Here is a 20,983-nt window from a genome sequence, read left to right as displayed (position 1 = left end):
GATAGGGGCTGGGAGTTTCGAGTATCGAACGCCGTAGCCCGCCACCCGAAGCCCTTAAACCATGAATTCCGAAGTTTTATACTTTGTAATTCCCGTTAAAATCCTGTGGGAATGACGAAATAAATAGGACTTATCATACTGACAGTTGTACTTCCTCTGACAGCCGATCGCTTAAAGCTGACCGCTGCCTTTATTCCATCGTTTCAAAGCGTGCGCTGAGTTGTTCTGCCTGACCGGTCAGTTTGGCAAGCCAGGGTGGCAGAGCCGCGCTTTGTATACGCTGCTGCAGCTGGTCGAGTTGTTCTGAGATAGTGGGGAAGGTATCATTGACTGGTTTGCATTTCATCGGATGAATACCGCTGCGGATAACCCGTGCAGCTGCCGGGCCGCCAATCGAGGCGCAAAACATCAGGTGACAGTCTTTGATAAGATCGGCGCGCTGCGCATTTTTATCTACCCCTCGTCCGGACTCGGCCTGACGAACATCAATTTTCTGCTGCTTATTTCCATCCAGGGTAAAGATATAAAATTGCTCACAGGATCCAAAATGTCCGTCAACGGTTATGCCGTCGGTTGAGGCAAAGGCTATTTGTAGTGGATGTGTCTCTGTTGTCATATCGTTCTCCTTGGAATGAATGAAGGGTTAAGCGCGGCGCATTCTAATGGTGATAGGGAGTGTCGGAGGTGCTGATAAAGGATCGAAGTAAAAACTGGCTCCGTTGCTTAAGGTTATCTTACCGCCCCAGCGGTTTTCCTGTTCAAACTCCAATTCGGTGACTTCTGCTTCCAGATCTTTTTTGGCAATATAGCCGGTGAGGATGCCATCTTGTTTTCTTAGCATGATATTAGGCATAACTGCTCCTTACTGAATAGAAAAATGGCCAAACATCCGGCTGTACAGAGCAGGATGTTTGGCTAGAAAGTTGCGGGGAAATCTATGCAACTTGGATTTTATTATCTGACTAAATCAAAAGCGAAGTCAGTTTTGCCGAGTGTACCGGTCTCTTTATCTAACTGAGCTAACACCTCATTGACCAGCGTTGTCAGAATCTGCATTGCGCCTTCATACCCCCAGGTTGTTTGACGATGTAAATGGTGACGGTCAAAGATTGGGAAACCGATGCGGATTAAAGGAACTGCGAACTCTTCACCTTTGGCCAGGGTATCGCGCTCGATAAATTTGCCGTAGGAGTTACCAATCATAAAGTCAGGTTTGTTAGTGAACATTAATGAACGGAAATGCCATAGATCTTTACCAACAAAAACTTCACAGTCACTGCCGTATGGACTGCTATCAAGCAGTTTCTGCATTGCTTTAGCCCATTTTTTAGTGCCGTTATGACATAGGATAGTTGTCGGTTCACAACCTAGCTCTAACAGGAAGCTAACCATACCCAGCAGGTAATCCGGGTCGCCGTAAATACCGAACTTTTTGCCGTGTAACCAGGTGTGGCTGTCGGTCATCATATCAACGAGGCGGCCGCGCTCTTTAGTCAGTGAGTCTGGGATCGCTTTACCAGTTAGCTCGCTCAGCTTCATTAAGAACTCATCCGTTCCGTCCAAGCCCATTGGGATTTTAATGACGCTTGCTGGTTGTTTCCATAGACCTTTAACGATCTTTTTGGTTTTTACCAGGCTCCAAGGCTGCAGCATTAACGTATCAATTGCATTAGGCGCATCTTTCATTTGCTCGGCAGTTGTACCGCCGGCATACATACGGTATTGACCGTCTGCTGGTGTATCCAGTACTTCAGATGGATCTGAAAGCAGGCTGTAAGGGATATCCATCTCCTGCATGATGCGATGCATAACACGGTAGTTACCCAGGTAGGTTTCAAAACCTGTCACTAAATTGATTTTTTTATTGCTGCCGACAACTTTGTCTTCCATTTGATCTTTGGTAAAGTTATTACAAAAACCTTCAAACATCGCATCCCAACCTGTGATATGGCTGCCCACAAAACTTGGCGTGTTGGCAAACGGTGTTGGTACACTTTCTGGTAAATGACCATCTTTTTTGGCGTTACCGATAAAGGCATTCAGGTCATCACCAATTACTTCTGCCATACAGGTAGTAGAAACAGCAACAATTTCAGGCTTGTATAGGGCGTAAGCGTTGGCCAAACCGGAATCCATGTTTTTGTTACCACCAAATACCGCTGCATCTTCTGTCATTGAATCAGAAACACAGGCAATCGGCTCTTTAAAGTGGCGGTTGAAGTAGCTGCGGAAATAAGCCACACAACCTTGTGAACCATGTACGTAAGGTAAAGTATTCTCAAAACCCAGTGAACAAAGCACTGAGCCTAGAGGTTGACAGGCCTTGGCCGGGTCAACAGTTAACGCAGTACGCGCAAAGTTTAACTCTTTGTACTCTTCAGTTGTTGTCCATTCAAACACTTCTTGAATTTTTTCATCGCTATGCGCTTCTTCAGATAAAGCACGTTTGCGGGCCATTAGATCTTGATATTCCGGTTGTTTAAATAACGGATATCCAGGTTTGATTTTATCTATTGTCTGACTCATATTTAATTCTCCTCCTGCATCCGTTCTTGGAACATACAGGTATGATCTTTATGGGGAGCGATAGCAACTTATGCTGCTATCGCATCTGATTGCTTGGGTTATGCACTTTTCTTTAACTCGTCTTTCTCGACAAGCCAAGGAGCAGTAAGTTTGCCCCAACAAGGGTTATTCAGAGTCATATCCATATCGCGGGCAAAGATGTCAAAGCCATCGTAACCGTGATAAGGACCTGAATAATCCCAGCTGTGCATTTGGCGGAAAGGAATACCCATTTTTTGGAATATGTATTTCTCTTTTACACCAGAGCCAATCAGATCAGGCTGAATCTTCTTAACAAACTCTTCAAATTCATAACCGGTAACATCGTCATAAATCAGTGTTGCATCTTTCACATCCGGTTGAGTACGGTCGTAATCATCGTTATGACCAAATTCATAACCTGTACCAACGACTTCCATACCCAAATCTTCATAAGCACCGATAACATGGCGAGGACGCAGACCACCTACGTAAAGCATGACTTTCTTGCCTTCCAGACGTGGCTTGTACTTAGCAACAACGGCTTGCCATTGTGCGTCGTATTTAGCAATCACTTGTTTCGCTTTTTCCTGAATCGTCTGATCAAATTTTGAAGCAATTTCAGTTAATGATTTAGCGATCTTAGTTGGACCGAAGAAGTTAAACTCCATCCATGGAATGTTGTACTTCTCTTCCATATGACGTGCGATGTAGTTTACGCTTCGGTAACAGTGTACTAAGTTAAGCTTCGCTTTTGAGTTCAGCTCCATCTCAGATAATGTACCGTCACCAGACCACTGGGAAATAACACGCAGGCCAATCTCTTCAATAAGTAAACGCGTTGACCAGGCATCACCACCGATATTGTAATCACCGATTAAGGCAACATCGTAAGGCGTGCCTTCGAAGCTGTCATCTTCACCACGGTTATCAATGATTTTGTCACGTACCGCATCGTTGGCGATATGGTGACCGAGTGATTGAGAAACCCCGCGGAAACCTTCACAGCGTACCGGTACAACAACTTTACCTGTTTTCGCCTGCGCTTCTTTCGCGACTGCTTCAATATCATCACCAATCAAACCAACCGGACATTCTGACTGAATTGAAACACCTTTATTGAGCGGGAAGAGCATTTCTATCTCATCCATCAGGATGGCTAGTTTCTTATCGCCGCCGAAAACAATGTCTTTTTCCTGGAAATCAGAGGTAAAGTTCATTGTTCCGAAGGTATTTACACCTGTCATACCAGTGTAATAGTTGCGTCGGCCTGCTCGTGAATATTGACCACAGCCAACCGGCCCGTGGCTAACATGGATCATGTCTTTGATTGGACCAAAAACAACCCCTTTAGAGCCGGCATAAGCACAACCACGTGCAGTCATTACGCCAGGTTGAGATTTACGGTTAGAGGTAATACAGCTGCTACAGCTACTGTCACTAGTACCTAAATGTTTAGCTCGATCTGCTTTGGCAGCAGCGGGATAAACCTCAAGTACCTCCTCGATCATTTTTTCATTTTGCTCTTTAATGTTAGTCATAAAAGGCCCCTTTTATTATGCAGCAGATGCAGCAGATGCAGCAGCTTCATCAGCAAGCTCTTGTGCTGTTTTACCAATAATTGTTTCGTCTTCTTCATCCATCAGACCAAATTCCATCAACAGATCTTCAAGCTCATCCATTGTCACTGGTGTTGGTATAACGAATAATTGGTTTTCCATAATTTTCTTGGCAAGTGCGCGATATTCATCAGCTTGTTTACAAGTTGGATCGTACTCAATAACTGTCATACGACGGATTTCAGCGCGTTGTACGATATTGTCACGTGGTACAAAGTGGATCATTTGAGTGCCAAGTTTGCTTGCTAATTCCATGATTAGCTCATCTTCGCGGTCAGTGTTACGGGAGTTACAGATAAGGCCGGCTAAACGCACACTACCTGATTTAGCATATTTACAGATACCTTTAGAGATGTTGTTCGCCGCGTACATCGCCATCATCTCACCAGAACAAACGATGTAGATCTCTTGTGCTTTGTTTTCACGGATAGGCATAGCGAAACCACCACATACAACGTCACCCAGTACGTCATAGAATACGAAGTCAAGATCTTCTTCGTATGCGCCTTCCTCTTCAAGGAAGTTGATTGCCGTGATTACACCACGACCCGCACAGCCAACACCTGGCTCTGGACCGCCTGATTCAACACATTTCACGTCGCCGTAACCTGTTAGTAGTACATCTTCTAGTTCGATATCTTCTACCGTACCGGCTTCAGCAGCCATTTCCATGATCGTGTTTTGCATTTTAGTGTGTAAAATAAGGCGGGTTGAATCGGCTTTAGGGTCACAACCAATAATCATTACTTTTTGTTTTGCTTCAGCAAGAGCTGCTACAAGGTTTTGAGTTGTAGTAGATTTACCGATACCACCTTTACCATAAATTGCACATTGACGAATAGCCATAATTACTTACTCCTGTTGTAGATAAAAAAAGATAATTTAGTGTTACGCTTATCTAAATGCAGTACTTGTACCAAGATCACGTTTTTGTATAAGCCATTGAATTTAAAGGTGTTGTTTTTGTTGTGTGGTAGGTTCCTGTTTTGTTGGTAGGATTTAAGCGCACAAAAAAGAGGGATTTTGTTGCAAGTCAGACAAAGCGAAACGCGGTTTTTCCAATAATTGCCGGGGTTGTGCCGGAAAAAGCATTTTCGCTTTATTCATCATTTCACCTAAGCTAAAAATTTATTAACCGTTGTCAGGATTGAGAATGCGACTACTTATCTTTTTCCTCGTGATGCTGTTTCCGGCGTTTTTGTGGGCTGATTGCCCTGACCTTGCATGGCATAAAACTGTTACTTTAAAAAAGATTAATGATGGTGATACTGTCACACTTGATAGCGGCGAGTTAGTTCGCTTTATCGGTATTAATTCGCCTGAAATTGATCATATAAACATCAGCAAATCGCAGCCTTTTGCATTAGCTGCAAAAGAGGCATTGGCCGGGCAGATTAAAAAAGGGGATAAGTTACGTTTAATCTTCGATCATACCCGGCGCGACAAATATGGGCGCTTATTAGCCTATGTGTTTACTCAAACTGGGCAAAATTTGGCTTTATTACAGTTAAAGTCAGGCTTTGCTCAGCATTGGGTAATCGGGAAAAACGATCTGTTGTGGTTATGTTTTCAGGCGGCAGAGCAGCAGGCGCGTTCCGCTAAAAAAGGAATCTGGGCAAATTTCAGGCCGTTAAAAGCAGGGGAGTTATCTGAAAAAGATAAAGGTTATCAATATATTGTCGGTGAAATTAGTGAACTTAAGGAAACAAAGAAAAGCCTGGAAATTATTTTAGATGGCAACTTGACCGTTAAGCTTGATAAAAAAAATGTAAATTTTTTTGAAACATCAGGCACAAAAATTCAACTGCATAATAGTATTTTACTAACAGGTAACTTAAAATGGATTGCAGGCCAGTTACAGTTAACCATTACGCATCCCGCGCAAATCTTACCTTAGTTTGATACCTGCGTGTTTGGCTGAGCATTTACCGTTCATTTGTGTATATAACGCATTGGTTTTAATAGGGCGCTAAGCTAAATAGGTACGATTATTATTCCTAAGTGCTTTCATAATGGACTGAATTATTATTTCGGGATAATGGATTTCCTGTCCCAACGGCTTCTTATTCGTTCACTTGTTACAAAGTGTTAACCTGCACAGTTAAAAGCTGTGTCAGATGAATAACGTGAGCAAGAATCAACTTTTCCATAAAGAACGAAAAATTTCGCAGAGACTTTGTTACTGTTTAGTACTCTATTTTTTGAGTTTTTATCACCCATATGACTGTTTATTAACCTATGTTTTCATGTGTAATACAATCAACAGTGGATTCATTAGTTAATAAGTTGTAAATTATGGCAATTTATTTTTTCTATCACTATCTTAAGGGTATCGTATGCCAGTGAAACCTTCTTCTCCTCATTTTGAAGTGAACAATATTGCAGATCCATTGTTTCTTCATGCTGAGCATATCGCGAAAGATTTTTCATTATTTCCAGACAACTCGCTTCCTTCAAATACTGAAGGTTTAGAAGGACTGATCGATCGTAAACGAATTAAATCGAATCTTTCTATTATAAAAGACCTTGATGTTGACGCCTACATCGCACGGACAGTGCAACCGGCTGAAGATAATAAACGTCCCAGCGCTAAAACAATTATCGCCGGTTTTAACGGTAAAATTGTAACCGAGAAATCCAATGGCGCTTTTTACAGTGCAGAAATGGAACTGGACTTTGGTGGTTATACTCGCCGTATTGGTATCATCGCGCAGGAGCGTACTTCTAATAATGGTGCATGGATGCCGGAGCACCATTTGGCTGCGAGCAAGGCGATCCGAAAGTTTGCTGACCTGTCGTTACCTATTGTGTATTTAATTGACACCCCCGGGGCTGATGCCGGTGAAGAGGCAAACAGTAAAAATCAGGCGCACAGTATTTCGCAAATGATCACTGAAAGTGCAAACGTTGATGTCCCTACTGTTGGAATCGTTGTCGGGGTTGGTTATTCAGGTGGGGCAATACCGCTTGCGACGGCTAACATTTTGCTGTCTGTACGTGATGGTATCTTCAATACTATTCAGCCAAAAGGCCTGCAAAGCATTGCACGCAAGTACAATCTGTCCTGGCAGGAGTGTGCACAATCTGTGGGTGTTTCTCCTGAAGAGTTATACGAGCTGGGCTGCATTGATGGTATTGTTGACTACTCACCGGTCGATCAGGATGAACGTCAGCACAACCTGCAAAAAGCAGTTATCTCCAGTATTTTATCGATTGAAGCAACCTCTGTTGATTTCGTGCGCAAGTATCCGGATATATTAGAGCACTATAATCGCAGTTTGATGCGTTATTTAGATCCGTCACAAAAATTAGCGGCCATTGAAAGTGCTTCCGGAAATGCGCAACTGATCGCTAAAAATCCAACCGTGCATAATAATGCCTTTGGTACCACTTACCGCTATATGCGTTATCTGACCCTGCGTTCGCGTATCAGTTCAATGCAGATGAAAGAGTACGGGCGTTTATCCAAACTCACTACGCCGGAAGGTGATTTACAAGCGCGTATCAATGCGGATCGTAAACAGGTATTCATCAACTGGTTAGAAAACCCGGACAAAATAATTTACGACGATACACTCAATAAAAGCTGGAAAAAATTCATCGCCAAACGTGATGATATGAATGTAGAGCGTAATATGTTCACCAAATTTATTTTAGGTGAGCCGCAGCAAAACTACGATAATGCGCGCAGCGCGTTATTAATCAAATTAACCTGGTCTTTATATAATCGCTGGAAAACCAGTGCGGAAAATAACTTCCGTGCATTAATTGAGTACCTTGAAGACGAAGTTAAACTGCCGGTTACTGACAGCTGGCCGGAACTCAACGACCTTACTGCAATAGATGTTGTTGCACACAGTGAAACACGCGAATGTTTTATTGTTCACTGCCGTCATATGCTGGTCTTTAACGCACTTTATGACAATACCATGGGTAACCTTGCTTCCATTGCTAAAGAGGCGATGGCAACCAAAGAATTATCCCGGGATTCGGTTGCATCATTGGTGCGCAGCTCATTAAAAACGGCGCTGACTAAAGTAAGCGATGATGATTACGATCAGTTAGAGTCGACCTTTAATGCCTGGTTGCAATACTTTACCGATCAAAGTGATCGCGGTGAAATTCTCACCAAAGTTGAAGAATGGAAGAGTGTTGGTTCGCCGCATATGAACTCCAGCTTATTCGTTATTTTGACTTATATATTCGAAAAACTGCTGCCTGAGTATTACAAAAGCCGGGAAGATGCCTCTGAATACAATGGTGCGATTAACCCGGTGCGTATAGGACGTCGTAAAGACTTCTGGAATCGTTTAACCATGGGTTATCAGGATCTGTTGATTCAAGGCGTATTACGCGCTGAGAAAAACAAAAAGAATAATTCCCATGAAGTTATTTTAAGTAAATTCTTTACAGATTTTAAAGAATTGAAAGATGATTTAATGACCGCTAACTTACTGGAATTTCCTGGTTTCCGCTTATCTATCGAAGATGCTCTGGATAAAAACATTAAACCTTGTGGTTTAGTGACCGGGATTGGCGAGTTTAAATTAGAGGGCGGTGCAACCCAGAAAGTCGGTGTTGCGGTTTCAAATCTGGCGTTTCAGGCAGGCGCTTTTGATATGGCCAGCGCAGAAAAATTCTGTGCATTATTAGTTGAATGTGCTCAGCACCACTTTCCGGTTGTTGCCTTTATCAGCTCCGGCGGTATGCAGACTAAAGAGGGGGCAGCAGCACTATTCTCAATGGCGGTTGTAAATGACCGGATCACACGTTTTATTCGTGATAATGATTTACCTGTTGTGATGTTCGGTTATGGTGATTGTACGGGGGGCGCACAGGCAAGTTTTGTAACACATCCTCTGGCACAAACTTATTACCTGTCCGGCACTAATATGCCTTTTGCCGGACAAATGGTTGTACCTGCATACCTGCCGTCGACGTCAACCTTATCTAACTATTTATCACGTGTTCCCGGCGCAATGGACGGTTTAGTCATCAATCCGTTCTCTGAGGATTTGGATGCTCATTTACGTGATATTGATGAGAATATGCCTCTTCCGGAAAACACTATCGAAAAGACAATTCAGCGGGCTCTGACAGGTTTTGTACCGGTTTGTGATATCAATGAAGATGATTTCTCGCAGGCCGATCCTCGTCAGTTAATGACGCCGGTTAAGAAAGTGCTGATCCATGCGCGTGGTTGTACGGCGGTTAAACTTATCCGTATTGCCCAGAAAAACGATATCAACGTAATCCTGGTGGCTTCTGATCCGGATATGACATCGGTGCCTGCTGATATGCTCGGTAAAGGCGATAAACTGGTCTGTTTAGGCGGTAATACTTCAGATGAAAGTTACCTGAATGCCGGCTCAGTATTAAAAGTTGCGGAATACGAAGAGGTAGATGCGTTGCACCCGGGTATCGGTTTCCTATCTGAGAGCCCGCGTTTTGCCGATTTATGTGTAAGCCATGGCATTAACTTTATCGGCCCTAGCATGAACAGTATGCTGACTATGGGTAACAAATCTAACGCAATTAAAACCGCACAAGATAATGGTGTGCCTGTTGTACCCGGCAGTCATGGTATTTTGACTGGTGCCGAGCAGGCGCTGGATATTGCCAATACCATAGGTTACCCGGTGTTGCTGAAAGCAGTAAACGGTGGTGGTGGTAAAGGTATTCTGGTCATTGAAAAAGCCGAAGATATGTTTGCAGGTTTCAACCAGGTTTCAGCTGAAGCGCGCGGCGCTTTCGGTAATGGCGATTTATACCTTGAGAAATACATCACCTCATTACGTCATATCGAAGTGCAGTTATTACGTGATAAACATTGTAATACTAAAGTGCTGGGTATTCGTGATTGTTCTGTTCAACGTAACAATCAAAAAGTGGTAGAAGAGTCTGAATCGACCATGTTACCGGCACATCTGGAAGCTGAAGCACTGAAACACACTGCAGCGCTTGCAGATGCAGTTGATTATATGGGTGCGGGTACAGTTGAGTTTATTTACGATCTTGACCAGGACGCAATCTACTTTATGGAGATGAATACTCGTCTGCAGGTAGAGCATCCGGTAACAGAAGCAACGTCATGCATTGATATCGTTTCTGCACAGTATGATATTGCCTCAGGTAAGAGCATTGCCGATCTGCAACCTCAGAAGAAAGGTTACGCTATCGAAGTGCGCGTAACTGCAGAGAAAGCGGCGCTGGATAATAAAGGTGTGATGCAGCTGCTGCCTTATCCGGGTAAAGTGGTTGAATACTTTGTTCCTGAGCAGGACGATGTTGAAGTGATGTCGATGATTGCTGAAGGTAAAGAGGTATCACCTTACTACGATAGCCTGGTTGCACAGTTTATCTGTCACGGTGAAGATCGTAATGACACGGTTCAGAAATTGCTTAAATTCCTGGATAAGGTTGTCATCCGCGGTATTGCGACCAATATTCCTTTATTACAGCGTATCTTAAAAGATGAAATCTTCTTAAGCGGTGTTTACGATACAACTTACTTGCCGAAATTCATGGCTAAGCTGGATCAAAAAGTCATGATTGATGAAATGGAAGCTTCTGCCTCTGCGGGTGGCTCAGATATTTCTATCCAGGTTGACGGTAGCAACGAATTAAAAGTAATCGCACAAAGTGCGGGGATCTTTTACCGTGCCTCTTCACCTGCAGAGCCTGATTTCGTCAAAGAAGGTGATATTGTCACTATTGATAAAACCCTTGGTTTAATGGAAGCGATGAAAATGTTCTCTCCGGTGACATTAGCCAGCTTTAACCGTCAGGATGCGGTGTTATACGATGCAAACACGAAATTCCGTGTTGAACGTATCATCAATGCTAACGGTCAGCAGGTATCAAGTGGTGATCTGCTGTATATCGTGACACCTTTATAATATAGGTTTTGAACCTATTATAAAAAAAGCCAGTCTCTTGACTGGCTTTTTTTGAGCTGTAATTCGCTACGAGTTTTGAGCGTCGAGTTACGAGTGTCGGGCTTTACGGAATTTCATAGCTCGAGGCTTAGCGCGAGACTGCTGAATTGTAAAAAGAGAAAACATAACAATGAATATTCCTTTAATTTGTAACGATTCCGCTTTGCGTCTGAAAGCAAAAAAATTACGTGAAAAATGGGGTTTTTCAACTACTCAGAGCGATAACTTTCAGTTGCAGCTTTTACCCGAATATTTAGCGCTTGAGCAAAAAGACGATCCTAAGCAGGGCTTAGTTTATGTTGATTTTGTCTCCGGCGCAGCGGCCCATCGGCGTAAATTTGGCGGAGGAAAAGGGCAGGCCATCGCCAAGGCGATAGGTTTAAAATCCGGTGTCCAAGTTGAAGTGATCGATGCGACCGCGGGGCTGGGACGGGATGCGTTTGTACTTGCCTCATTAGGTTGTGATGTCACTATGGTAGAGCGCTCTCCCGTGGCCGCCGCACTGCTTGAAGACGGTTTGGAAAGAGCTTATCTAAACCTGGAAATAGGTGACTGGATGCAGCAGCGTATGCGTCTGTATTTTGGCTCCGGTTATGAATATCTGCAGAATCATCAGACCGATGTTGTTTATCTGGATCCGATGTTTCCGCATAAAAAGAAATCAGCACTGGTTAAAAAAGAGATGCGCGTTTTTCAAGGTGTTGTGGGAGCCGATCTCGATGCCGATGATTTACTGGATGTTGCTTTAAACGCCGCCCGCTATAGGGTAGTGGTTAAGCGGCCGGACTACGCGCCTTTTCTCAATGATAAAAAACCGACCATGAGTATCAAAACCAAGAAAAATCGATTTGATGTGTATGTTAAGCAGGCGATACCGCAGAATAAGAGTTAAACAATCACTATCTAAAAAGGCCAGTGCAAAGATAAAGATTGGAGTAAACCGTGAATCGTATATTTGTTAATTTTAAAATCAGTATTGTGGTTTTTACTCTTTTTTTACTGCACATGGCGACATTCACTGTCTCTGCTGCAGAAAAGCAGAGCACGCTGCAGGCGGATAAGCAGAAAGCACCCGCGGCTGTCAGCTCGTCTTTGCCGAGCGAGATGCTGGCGCTGCTTAGCGAAGAGGAGCGCAACTGGCTCGCCGTCCATCCGCGCATTAGCATAGGCGCGCATCATGCCCGCCCGCCTATTAGTTATGTCGACCGGCGAGGCGTGCCGCAGGGCATCGAAGTAAGATTGATCGAAGCACTGAATAAGCGCCTTGGGGAGCGCCTGAAAATCGTGCCGGGGCCATGGCAGCAGAGTTATGACCGGGTCAGGAGCAGAGAGCTTGATGCGATGATGGATATTAAACCAATGGTCGAGCGTGAGCCTTACTTTAATTTCACCGAGCCCTATCTTGACGTCCCCTATGCCATCTTTGCCCGGGATGACAGCCCCTATCTGAAAGATCTTAACGACTTAAGCACGAAAAAGGTCGCAATAAGACGTGGCCATTCCCTGCTGCCTGTACTGCAAAAGCACTATGCCAATATTGAGGTGATCGAGTACGGTACCCGCAGTGATGGCCTGAATGCTGTTGGCAGAGGTGAGGTCGATGCCTATATAGGTAACCGTACCCTGGTCAATTATATTATTGAACACGAGCTGATCAGCAATGTGGTGCAATACGGCACAGTCAGTGAGCTCTCGTCAATCAATGCTATTGCGGTGCGCAAGGACTGGCCTATTCTGCGTGATATTCTGCAGAAGGCGATGGATACCATATCCGTGCAGGAGCGGCGCACGATTTTTCAATACTGGCTTGACCCCCGGCAGCAGAATGCCAGCCTCAAGTTAAATGCCCGGGAGCAGGCCTGGAAAAATGCGCATCCCGTGGTGACTGTCGCCACTCCTAATCATTGGCCTCCGCTTCTGAGCAGGCGCAGAGGCATGCATCTCGGTGCCACAGTCGACTATCTGGATCTGCTGCATGGACTGACCGGTATCGAGTTCAAGCTGGACAGCCGTAGTTCGAAAACAGTGATGGCACGTGCTCAGCAGCACAAAATAGATATCCTCGCTGGTGTGGCATTTACTGATCAGCTGGCCGATAAGTTTATTTTTAAGACGCCCTATTTCAGCAGTCCAGTCGCTGCGGTCACTAAAGCCTGGACAAAATATGACACTATAAATACAGATAGGGTTGAATTCTGGCATCCGGATATGGCTGATGTCAGCGGCGTAGCGGTAGATAAAGGCAGTGATATTCACAACTTGCTGAGCCAGGAATATCCGCAGCTCAAGCTTAAGCTGGTTGCCGATTTATCACAAGCATTGCCGCTGCTTTCCGATGGGCTGGTGAACACCTATCTGGGCACGCATTCCGATATCTCCGGCTATGATATTTCTGAGGAATACCTGCCTCTCAAAGACACGCGACTGCCTGAAGTGCCGCTCTATTTTGCAGTGCGTGCTGACTGGCCGGAACTCGCTTCTATTATCAGCAAAGCACTGGCGGTTATCAGTGATCAGCAGCAGCTTAAAATTTATCATCGCTGGCGCACTATGGGCAGTGCGCAGAGTCGCCAGGTTGAGCAAGCTGTTATGTTAAGCCCGGCAGAGCAGAAGTGGCTGCAGGCGCATCCAGGGTTAAAGTTGGGCGCCGAACCTAACTGGCCTCCCTTAGGGTATTTTAATCAACAAGGTGAATACAGCGGGCTGCTTGCTGATTATCATGCACTGATTGAACGCAGTCTCGGAATCAGCATGGAGGAGCACTCGGCGCCAAGTTGGGCAGAGGTGATGGCGAAACTGAACCTCGGCGAGCTCGATGTTATCGCCGGGATAAATCCCACCGTTGAGCGGCGCAAAAAATTTCTTTTTACCAACACCTATATCGATCAGCCGCTGGTCGCATTTACTCACCTGGATATGCCGGATCTGCAAAGTATGCAGGCGCTGAGAGGTAAAATTGTCGCGCTCCCTAATGGGCATCAGCAGGAAGAGCGGGTCAGGCGTGATTATCCGCAGATTGAGATCCTTGAGGTTGCGACAGTGGCTGACGGGCTGAAGGCGGTATCCAGTGGGCGTGCCGATGCTTATCTGGGCAATCCTTTTGCAGCGGGCAATGCGATCAATGAAAATGACCTGCAGGATCTGCGTATCAACTTTACAACGGAATACCCTTATCAGCTCGCCTATGCGGTGCGTAAGGACATGCCGGAATTAGTGCCGATCCTCAATAAAGCCCTGGCGAGTATCAGTGAGCAAAGTCGTTATCGCATTGAAAATCAGTGGCTGCAGGAGGAGCTCGACAGAGCAAGAGTGCTAAAGAGCGACAAACAGTTTGATTATAAAAATGTCATCGCCTGGTTTAGCATCTTGCTGCTCGCGCTGCTACTGCTGCTGGTATTTATAAACCGTCTGCAGAGAAAGCTCTGGGAGCGTATTTTTGCAAGGCAAAATCTTATCTATATGATGACCTCAGTGGTGGCTGTTTTTTTAAGTATCGCCCTGCTGGTGACCTGGCTTGCTTTGCAGCGTGAAGAGCTGCATTTTCGAGAGGAGCTGGGTAAAAATCTGGAGAATGTTAACAACGCCGTTAAACAGTCGCTGATGCTGTGGCAGGATAAAGGCTTTTATGATGCACAACGCTTTGCTGCTGATCCGCAGGTCTTCTCTTCGGTAGAAACATTGCTGGCACTGCCCCGTGACAGTGAAACCCTGATAAGCAGTGATGCGTTGGCAAGCTTGCGCGCCATCTATGATGATTACAACCGTGAGATAGGTGCGCAGGGCTTTTTTGTGATTGCCCCGGATGGTACCTCTCTGGCCTCCTGGCGTGATATTAATATGGGCAGCCAAAATCTGATTGCAACACAAAAACCGGAACTGTTCGCCAGGGTACTGGCCGGTGAAAGCGTGCTGGTGCCGCCGATTTTTTCAGATATTGTGCAAAAAGATGCAACAGGCCGTTTACTCACCGAGGCGCCGACCATGTTTTTCGCAGAGCCGCTGCGCGATCAATCGGGTCAAGTGATCGCTGTTTTCACGCTGCGCTTTGACCCTGCCGAGGAATTCAGCGAGATTATTCAAGCAGGGAGAATAGGTGACAGTGGCGATAGTTACGCCTTTGATCGGCAGGGGCGTCTGCTGACTCGCGCCCGCTTTGCAGAAAATTTGGCCACTGTGAGCGAATACTATCAGCAGGGGGATAAGCTGCTGAGCTTTGCCATTAAGGATCCGGGCGGTAATCTGCTGCAGGGGTATCGGCCCGAGCAAAGCAGCGCTGCCGACTGGCCGTTGACGCTGATGGCTAAAAGCGCACTGGCAGGGGGGAGAGGGATTAATACTGAAGGCTATCGTGACTATCGCGGTGTGCCGGTGATGGGGGCATGGGTCTGGTCAAGCAGGCTGGGGATCGGTGTGGCGACCGAGATAGACATTGCAGAGGCACTCGCCCCCTATAAGAGCATGCGTATCGTGGTGCTGGTGGCGCTGGGCAGTGTCTGCTTGATTGCCCTGCTATTGACGACGATCGCCATTTGGTTCAGTGAACGAGCCCGTAGCAGACTGTCCGGACTGGTGATTGAGCGTACCGAAAAGCTGCACCGGATAGCAAGAGAACTGCGTCAAAGTGAAGAGCGCCTGGCGTTGAGTACCTCCGGCAGTGGTGACGGTCTATGGGATATCAACACTAAGGATGGGACAGTCTGGTTCTCGGATCGTTTTCGCGCTCTGCTCGGCTATCGGGATGAGCAGGATTATCCGAATAAGCTGGATTCATGGTTAGACGGTCTACACCCCGATGATAAGGCGCGGGTGTTTGCCGCGTCTGAGGCGCATATGGAGCAGGGCATTCCCTACGATATCGAGTATCGTCTGCGCACCAAACAGGGAGAGTGGCGCTGGTTTAATGCCCGTGCCAAGTTACTGCGTGATGCTTCAGGTGAAAAAGTGCGTATGGCCGGCTCTATGACCGATATTCATGAACGTAAAATTATGGCTGAGATGCTGGCCAACGAGCGGGCACAGCTGCAGAGCATTATCGATTCCAGCCCGGTGGGCATTTCTATTGTCATTGATGGCGTGATTGAGGTGGCCAACCCGCGTTTTGTTGAGCTCTATGGGCTGCAGCAGGGAGAGGGGGTTTTTCAAGCATATTTCGATCCTAATGAGCGCAATAAACTGCTGACCTGCTTAAAAGAAGAGGGCATAGTCAAGAATCGTGAGATATTTGCTTATGGTGCCAAGCAGCAGGTTTTGACTATTCTCCTCACCCTGAAACAAATTGACTATCACGGACAGCTGGCGGTACTGAGCTGGTCGACGGATATCACAGAGCAGAAGGTGATTCAAAACGAACTGTCGCAGGCCAGGGATAAAGCCGATGAGTCGACTAAAGCAAAATCGGAATTTCTGGCCAATATGTCGCATGAGATCCGCACCCCGATGAATGCCATTATCGGCTTGTCCTATCTGGCGTTACAGACAGATCTCGACAGCAAGCAGCGCAACTATATCGAGAAGGTTAACTATTCTGCCGAGTCACTGCTTGGCATTATCAACGATATTCTTGATTTTTCCAAGATCGAGGCCGGGCAACTGGCGATTGAGAAAAACGATTTCCATCTCGAAGACGTGTTCAATAATCTGGCTAATCTGCTCGGGCTCAAAGCCGAAGAGAAAAAACTGGAGCTGATGTTTGATCTGTCGCCGCAGCTGCCCTTTACGCTGATTGGTGATCCACTGCGTTTGACCCAGATCCTGCTTAATCTCGGTAATAATGCAGTGAAGTTTACCGAGCAGGGCAATATTATTATCAAGGCTGAGGTTCGCGAAGAAAATGAGCAGCAGGTTAAACTGTACTTTTCGATACGTGATACCGGTGTCGGGCTGAGCGCTGAGCAGCAGCAAAGATTGTTTAAAGCCTTTTCGCAGGCCGACACGTCGACCACGCGCAAATATGGCGGCACCGGTCTTGGCCTGGTGATCAGTAAGAATCTTGTTGAGCTGATGGGTGGCGAGATCTGGCTGGACAGTGAAGCCGGTGTCGGCAGTAATTTTCAATTTACTGTCACCCTGCAAAAACAGCATGGCAAGAGTAGCATGATCGGCTTGCCGGCTCGCAAGCTGCAGGGATTACGGGTGCTGGTAGTCGATGATAATGAGGCGGCGCGGGAAATTCTCTGTACTATGCTGAGCAGTTTTGAGCTGCGCACGGATTGTGTCGCTAGTGGCCAGGCCGCGTTACTGAAGCTTGAGCAGGCGATTGATGATCCCTATCAGTTGGTGCTGATGGATTGGCAGATGCCGGGCATGAACGGCGTGGAAACCGCCCGTGCTATCCATAATAGCAGCCGGTTGAGCAATCTTCCGACGGTGATCATGGTCACCGCCTATGGCCGTGAAGAGGCCAGCCGGGCCGCTGAAAATGTCCAGATCAGCAAGTTTATCACTAAGCCGGTGACCCCCTCTTTGTTATTGGATGCACTGCTAGTGGCGGCGGAAAATGAGGGTAAAGTTGAGGTGAGTAAGCAGCAATGGGGAGAAGTCGATACGGCAATTGCTGCTTTACAGGGCGCGAAAGTCTTACTGGTAGAGGATAATGAGATCAACCAGGAGCTGGCAGTGGCGCTGTTGAGCGATAACGGTTTATTTGTCGAGGTCGCCAATAATGGTCAGGAGGCGCTGGATATGCTCGCTCAGGAAGAGTTTGATGGGGTGCTGATGGACTGTCAGATGCCGGTGCTGGATGGCTATCAAGCGACCCGGCAACTGCGTCAGCAGGCGCGCTTTAAGGATCTGCCGGTGCTGGCGATGACTGCCAATGCCATGGTCGGCGATCGTGAAAAAGTCCTGGAAGCGGGCATGAATGACCATATTGCCAAGCCGATTAATGTCAATGAGATGTTTATCACTATTGCCAGATGGGTGACGCCATCCGCCCCTGTTTCTGCGCGACAGGCAGAGCAGCTGGCTAACCTGAACAAGGCAGAGATTCCTGAACTCGATGGTATCAACCGCGAAGAGGGACTGGCGCGCACTATGCATAATAAGGAGCTCTATCTCAAACTGCTGCGCAGGGTGAAAGACAAGCTGCCCGGCTTTATTGAAGCCTTTGATGCTGCGTTTGCCGGGCAGGACTGGCAGCAGGCCAATATGCTGAGCCATACCTATAAAGGACTGGCCGGCTTAATTGCAGCTGGGGGGTTGCAGGAAGCATGTCAAGTACTGGAGGCGCAGACGCAGCAGCAGCAGGCCGGTGCTCACGAACGCGAAGTGTTAAGGCGTGAAGTGCAGCGTATTCAGCGCTCTCTGGCGAAACTGCCGGAAAATAGCGAGCAGCGGGCAGAAACAGCAGTTGATCCTGCGCGGATTAATGAGCTGTTGGATAGATTGGCGCAGCAACTAACTGACTTTGATGTCACTGCCGTGGATACCCTGAATCAGGATTATGAATTGTTATCTACGGGGCAGCTTGCACCCCTTGCCAAGTCCCTGCAGTCTGCCCTGGCAGATTATGACTTTACCGGCGGCTTGAAACTGCTGGATGAGATGCGTAATAGCTGTAGCAAGCATAAATCATGATTGTTAAGATAACGCGTCACTATTTGTCTGCGTGGAATAACCAGCCGCAGAGAGACCTATGCGAGAAGGAAAGGAAAAACCATGGCCATTGAAAAACAGACGGTGCTGATTGTCGATGATACAGCAGAGAATATTACCGTACTGGTTGAGACGCTCAAGCACGATTACCATGTCAAAGCCGCGATCAATGGTGATCTTGCGCTGAAGATAGTGCAGAGCAGCCCGCCTGATATTATTCTGCTGGATATTATGATGCCGGAGATTGATGGCTATGAGGTCTGCCGGCGCCTTAAAGCGGATCATACGACGCGCCATATTCCGGTGATCTTTATCAGCGCCAAGATGAGTGTCTGTGACGAACTGATGGGCCTGGAGATCGGCGCGGTGGATTATATTACCAAGCCGATTAGCCCGGCTCGTGTGCAGGCGCGGATACGCACCCATCTGGCGCTTTATGATCAGAACCGCGAACAGGACCGCAAAGTGCTGGAGCAGACGGCTGAAATTAATCAGACACGTCTGCAGATTATTCAGCGCCTCGGACGGGCTGCTGAATATAAGGATGATGAAACGGGGATGCATGTGGTGCGTATGAGTCACTATGCACGGCTTCTCGGCATTGCTGCCGGGATGAGCGAAATCGAGGCGGACATGCTTATGAATGCGGCGCCTATGCATGATATAGGTAAAATAGGTATTCCTGACAATATCCTTAAAAAACCCGGCAAACTGAGTGTCGAAGAGTTTCAAATCATGCAGGGCCACGCGCAGATTGGCGCTGATATTATTGGTGAAGACTCCTCGGAACTGCTCAAAATGGCTAAAATAGTTGCCCTCACCCATCATGAAAAGTGGAACGGGCAGGGGTATCCGAACGGGCTTAAGGGAGAAGAGATTCCGCGTATCGGCAGGATTGTCGCCATCGCTGATGTTTTCGATGCCCTGACCTCCGAACGGCCCTATAAAGTGGCATGGTCGGTGCAGGATGCCGTTACCTTTATTGAACAGGCGGCCGGTGAGCATTTTGATCCGCAACTGGTAAAGCACTTTGTGGCTATTCTGCCGCAGGTATTGGAAATTAAAAACAGGTATTCTTAGCGGGCAGCGCTGTTGGTGTCAAATGTTAGAGTGCCATCAAGAATGAATAACGCCTGATATTTGTTTATTTGAAGCTGTTGAGTGAACACCGTATTAGTTAACCTCAACTCTGGATAGTGGGCATTATAATAGATGAAGTTATCTTTTTTGACTCTGGTAAAGCTCAATGCCGGGATTTTCGTTCCATTCAAGGCAAGTTTGTGAAGTAATAGCCGGCTATTACAAACAAACTTAACGCAGAAAAGGGCGAAAAGAGCGGTCTTGAGGAATGTCGCTTATTCAGAGCTGAGGTTAATTAAGACATAGCCTTTAAGTGCTCAATAAACCTATTCATTGGCTATTTGCCGCATTTTATCTCAAAGTATGGTTGCAAGCTTTGTGATGTGTTTTTTCTCCAATATGATGCTGCCATGTCATACTATGCTTTCAGTTACAAATATGTAAAAAAGCCAGGTTAATAAACCTGGCCATCAAACACTCAACTCTATCAGTTAACGTTCTTAAACAACGGCAATGACTTCTTCAGCCGCCAGACGCGCTTTAGGCAGCCCGTAGTTGTAGTCTTCGCCCTCTTTAGGGTAACCCATCGCCAGTGCGACTTCGCAGACGTGGCCGTCAAGCTCATCTTTGAACTGCTCGCCGATAAGCTCTGCATCGACACCTTCCATCGGTGTTGAAGCAATGCCCATGCGTGCCAGTACGTGCATTATATTACCCAACGCAAGGTAAACCTGAGCCTTGGTCCAGTTGCCGTTGAAGCCATTCTGATCGGTATTAGCATCAGCAAATGCGTAAGCACCCATAAACGTATCATACATTTCAGCCGGCAGGTGACCTGAGCTCACCTCTGCATCAACGCGTTTGCGGAATTTATCTTTAGTGAATTTTGGATCGTATGCAAACAAGATAGTATGCGAAGCTTCTTTTGCGTGCGGTTGATTGAACTGATGCTTGTTCGCATAACTATCATGCAGGCGCTGCTTTGCTTGATCACTTTCAATAACGATAAACTTCCATGGCTGCGAGTTAATAGACGAAGCTGAAAGGCGCAGTGCTTCTTTGATTATCTCCATATCTTCTGCTGAGATACGCTTTGTTTGGTCATATTTTTTTGCTGTGTAACGAATGTTCAGATCTTTAATTATTTGCTGTGACACATTTTTCTCCGAATTTAGTAAATATAGCCTTCGCTATTGTATTCTCTGTTTG

11 protein-coding genes are annotated in these 20,983 nt (G+C 46.4%); 5 read left to right on the top strand and 6 right to left on the bottom strand.

What is annotated here, in order from left to right; translation table 11 throughout:
- Nucleotides 1-190: 190 nt before the first annotated feature.
- The 5 genes from ABZA00_RS03590 to nifH form a co-directional block, all read right to left on the bottom strand.
- Nucleotides 191-616 carry a NifB/NifX family molybdenum-iron cluster-binding protein gene (locus tag ABZA00_RS03590; protein ID WP_372880775.1) on the bottom strand — a complete coding sequence of 142 codons (426 nt, stop codon included), beginning with the start codon at nucleotides 614-616 and terminating at the stop codon, nucleotides 191-193.
- Between the two features lie 27 nt (nucleotides 617-643).
- On the bottom strand, nucleotides 644-853 hold the full coding sequence (nifT, locus tag ABZA00_RS03585; RefSeq protein ID WP_372880774.1) for a putative nitrogen fixation protein NifT: 210 nt from the start codon (nucleotides 851-853) through the stop codon (nucleotides 644-646).
- Between the two features lie 101 nt (nucleotides 854-954).
- Nucleotides 955-2,526: a nitrogenase molybdenum-iron protein subunit beta gene (gene nifK / locus ABZA00_RS03580; protein ID WP_372880773.1), complete on the bottom strand. Its 1,572-nt coding sequence runs from the start codon at nucleotides 2,524-2,526 to the stop codon at nucleotides 955-957.
- Nucleotides 2,527-2,624: 98 nt separating this feature from the next.
- Nucleotides 2,625-4,085 carry a nitrogenase molybdenum-iron protein alpha chain gene (gene nifD / locus ABZA00_RS03575; RefSeq protein WP_372880772.1) on the bottom strand — a complete coding sequence of 487 codons (1,461 nt, stop codon included), beginning with the start codon at nucleotides 4,083-4,085 and terminating at the stop codon, nucleotides 2,625-2,627.
- Between the two features lie 15 nt (nucleotides 4,086-4,100).
- Nucleotides 4,101-5,009, bottom strand: a complete 909-nt coding sequence (gene nifH / locus ABZA00_RS03570; protein ID WP_372880771.1) for a nitrogenase iron protein — start codon at nucleotides 5,007-5,009, stop codon at nucleotides 4,101-4,103.
- A 307-nt stretch (nucleotides 5,010-5,316) separates the two neighbouring features.
- Here nifH and ABZA00_RS03565 point away from each other — a divergent pair, with 307 nt between their 5' ends.
- From ABZA00_RS03565 to ABZA00_RS03545, 5 genes are all read left to right on the top strand, one after another.
- Nucleotides 5,317-6,060, top strand: a complete 744-nt coding sequence (locus ABZA00_RS03565) for a thermonuclease family protein (protein ID WP_372880770.1) — start codon at nucleotides 5,317-5,319, stop codon at nucleotides 6,058-6,060.
- Nucleotides 6,061-6,499: 439 nt separating this feature from the next.
- A complete protein-coding gene (locus ABZA00_RS03560; RefSeq protein WP_372880769.1) occupies nucleotides 6,500-11,062 on the top strand; it encodes a biotin carboxylase N-terminal domain-containing protein in 4,563 nt (1,520 codons plus the stop codon).
- A 169-nt stretch (nucleotides 11,063-11,231) separates the two neighbouring features.
- Nucleotides 11,232-11,993: a class I SAM-dependent methyltransferase gene (locus tag ABZA00_RS03555; protein ID WP_372880768.1), complete on the top strand. Its 762-nt coding sequence runs from the start codon at nucleotides 11,232-11,234 to the stop codon at nucleotides 11,991-11,993.
- Between the two features lie 50 nt (nucleotides 11,994-12,043).
- On the top strand, nucleotides 12,044-18,676 hold the full coding sequence (locus ABZA00_RS03550) for a transporter substrate-binding domain-containing protein (RefSeq protein ID WP_372880767.1): 6,633 nt from the start codon (nucleotides 12,044-12,046) through the stop codon (nucleotides 18,674-18,676).
- Between the two features lie 87 nt (nucleotides 18,677-18,763).
- A complete protein-coding gene (locus ABZA00_RS03545) occupies nucleotides 18,764-19,774 on the top strand; it encodes an HD domain-containing phosphohydrolase (protein WP_372880793.1) in 1,011 nt (336 codons plus the stop codon).
- 500 nt (nucleotides 19,775-20,274) lie between these two features.
- Here ABZA00_RS03545 and ABZA00_RS03540 read toward each other — a convergent pair whose 3' ends face one another.
- Complete coding sequence (locus tag ABZA00_RS03540) at nucleotides 20,275-20,931, bottom strand: NAD(P)H-dependent oxidoreductase (RefSeq protein ID WP_372880766.1); 657 nt, start codon at nucleotides 20,929-20,931, stop codon at nucleotides 20,275-20,277.
- Nucleotides 20,932-20,983: the final 52 nt, after the last annotated feature.

Origin of the sequence: Psychromonas sp., assembly GCF_041586535.1 — a bacterium.
In the GTDB taxonomy this organism is placed as follows: domain Bacteria; phylum Pseudomonadota; class Gammaproteobacteria; order Enterobacterales; family Psychromonadaceae; genus Psychromonas.
This window is presented reverse-complemented; position numbering and strand designations above follow the sequence as displayed.

Excerpts from the sequence above, each read along its gene's own strand:
- ABZA00_RS03590 (WP_372880775.1), bottom strand. The coding sequence starts at position 616 with ATGACAACAGAGACACATCCACTACAAATAGCCTTTGCCTCAACCGAC.
- ABZA00_RS03560 (WP_372880769.1), top strand. The coding sequence starts at position 6,500 with ATGCCAGTGAAACCTTCTTCTCCTCATTTTGAAGTGAACAATATTGCA.
- ABZA00_RS03555 (WP_372880768.1), top strand. The coding sequence starts at position 11,232 with ATGAATATTCCTTTAATTTGTAACGATTCCGCTTTGCGTCTGAAAGCA.
- nifT (WP_372880774.1), bottom strand. The coding sequence starts at position 853 with ATGCCTAATATCATGCTAAGAAAACAAGATGGCATCCTCACCGGCTAT.
- ABZA00_RS03565 (WP_372880770.1), top strand. The coding sequence starts at position 5,317 with ATGCGACTACTTATCTTTTTCCTCGTGATGCTGTTTCCGGCGTTTTTG.
- nifK (WP_372880773.1), bottom strand. The coding sequence starts at position 2,526 with ATGAGTCAGACAATAGATAAAATCAAACCTGGATATCCGTTATTTAAA.
- nifH (WP_372880771.1), bottom strand. The coding sequence starts at position 5,009 with ATGGCTATTCGTCAATGTGCAATTTATGGTAAAGGTGGTATCGGTAAA.
- nifD (WP_372880772.1), bottom strand. The coding sequence starts at position 4,085 with ATGACTAACATTAAAGAGCAAAATGAAAAAATGATCGAGGAGGTACTT.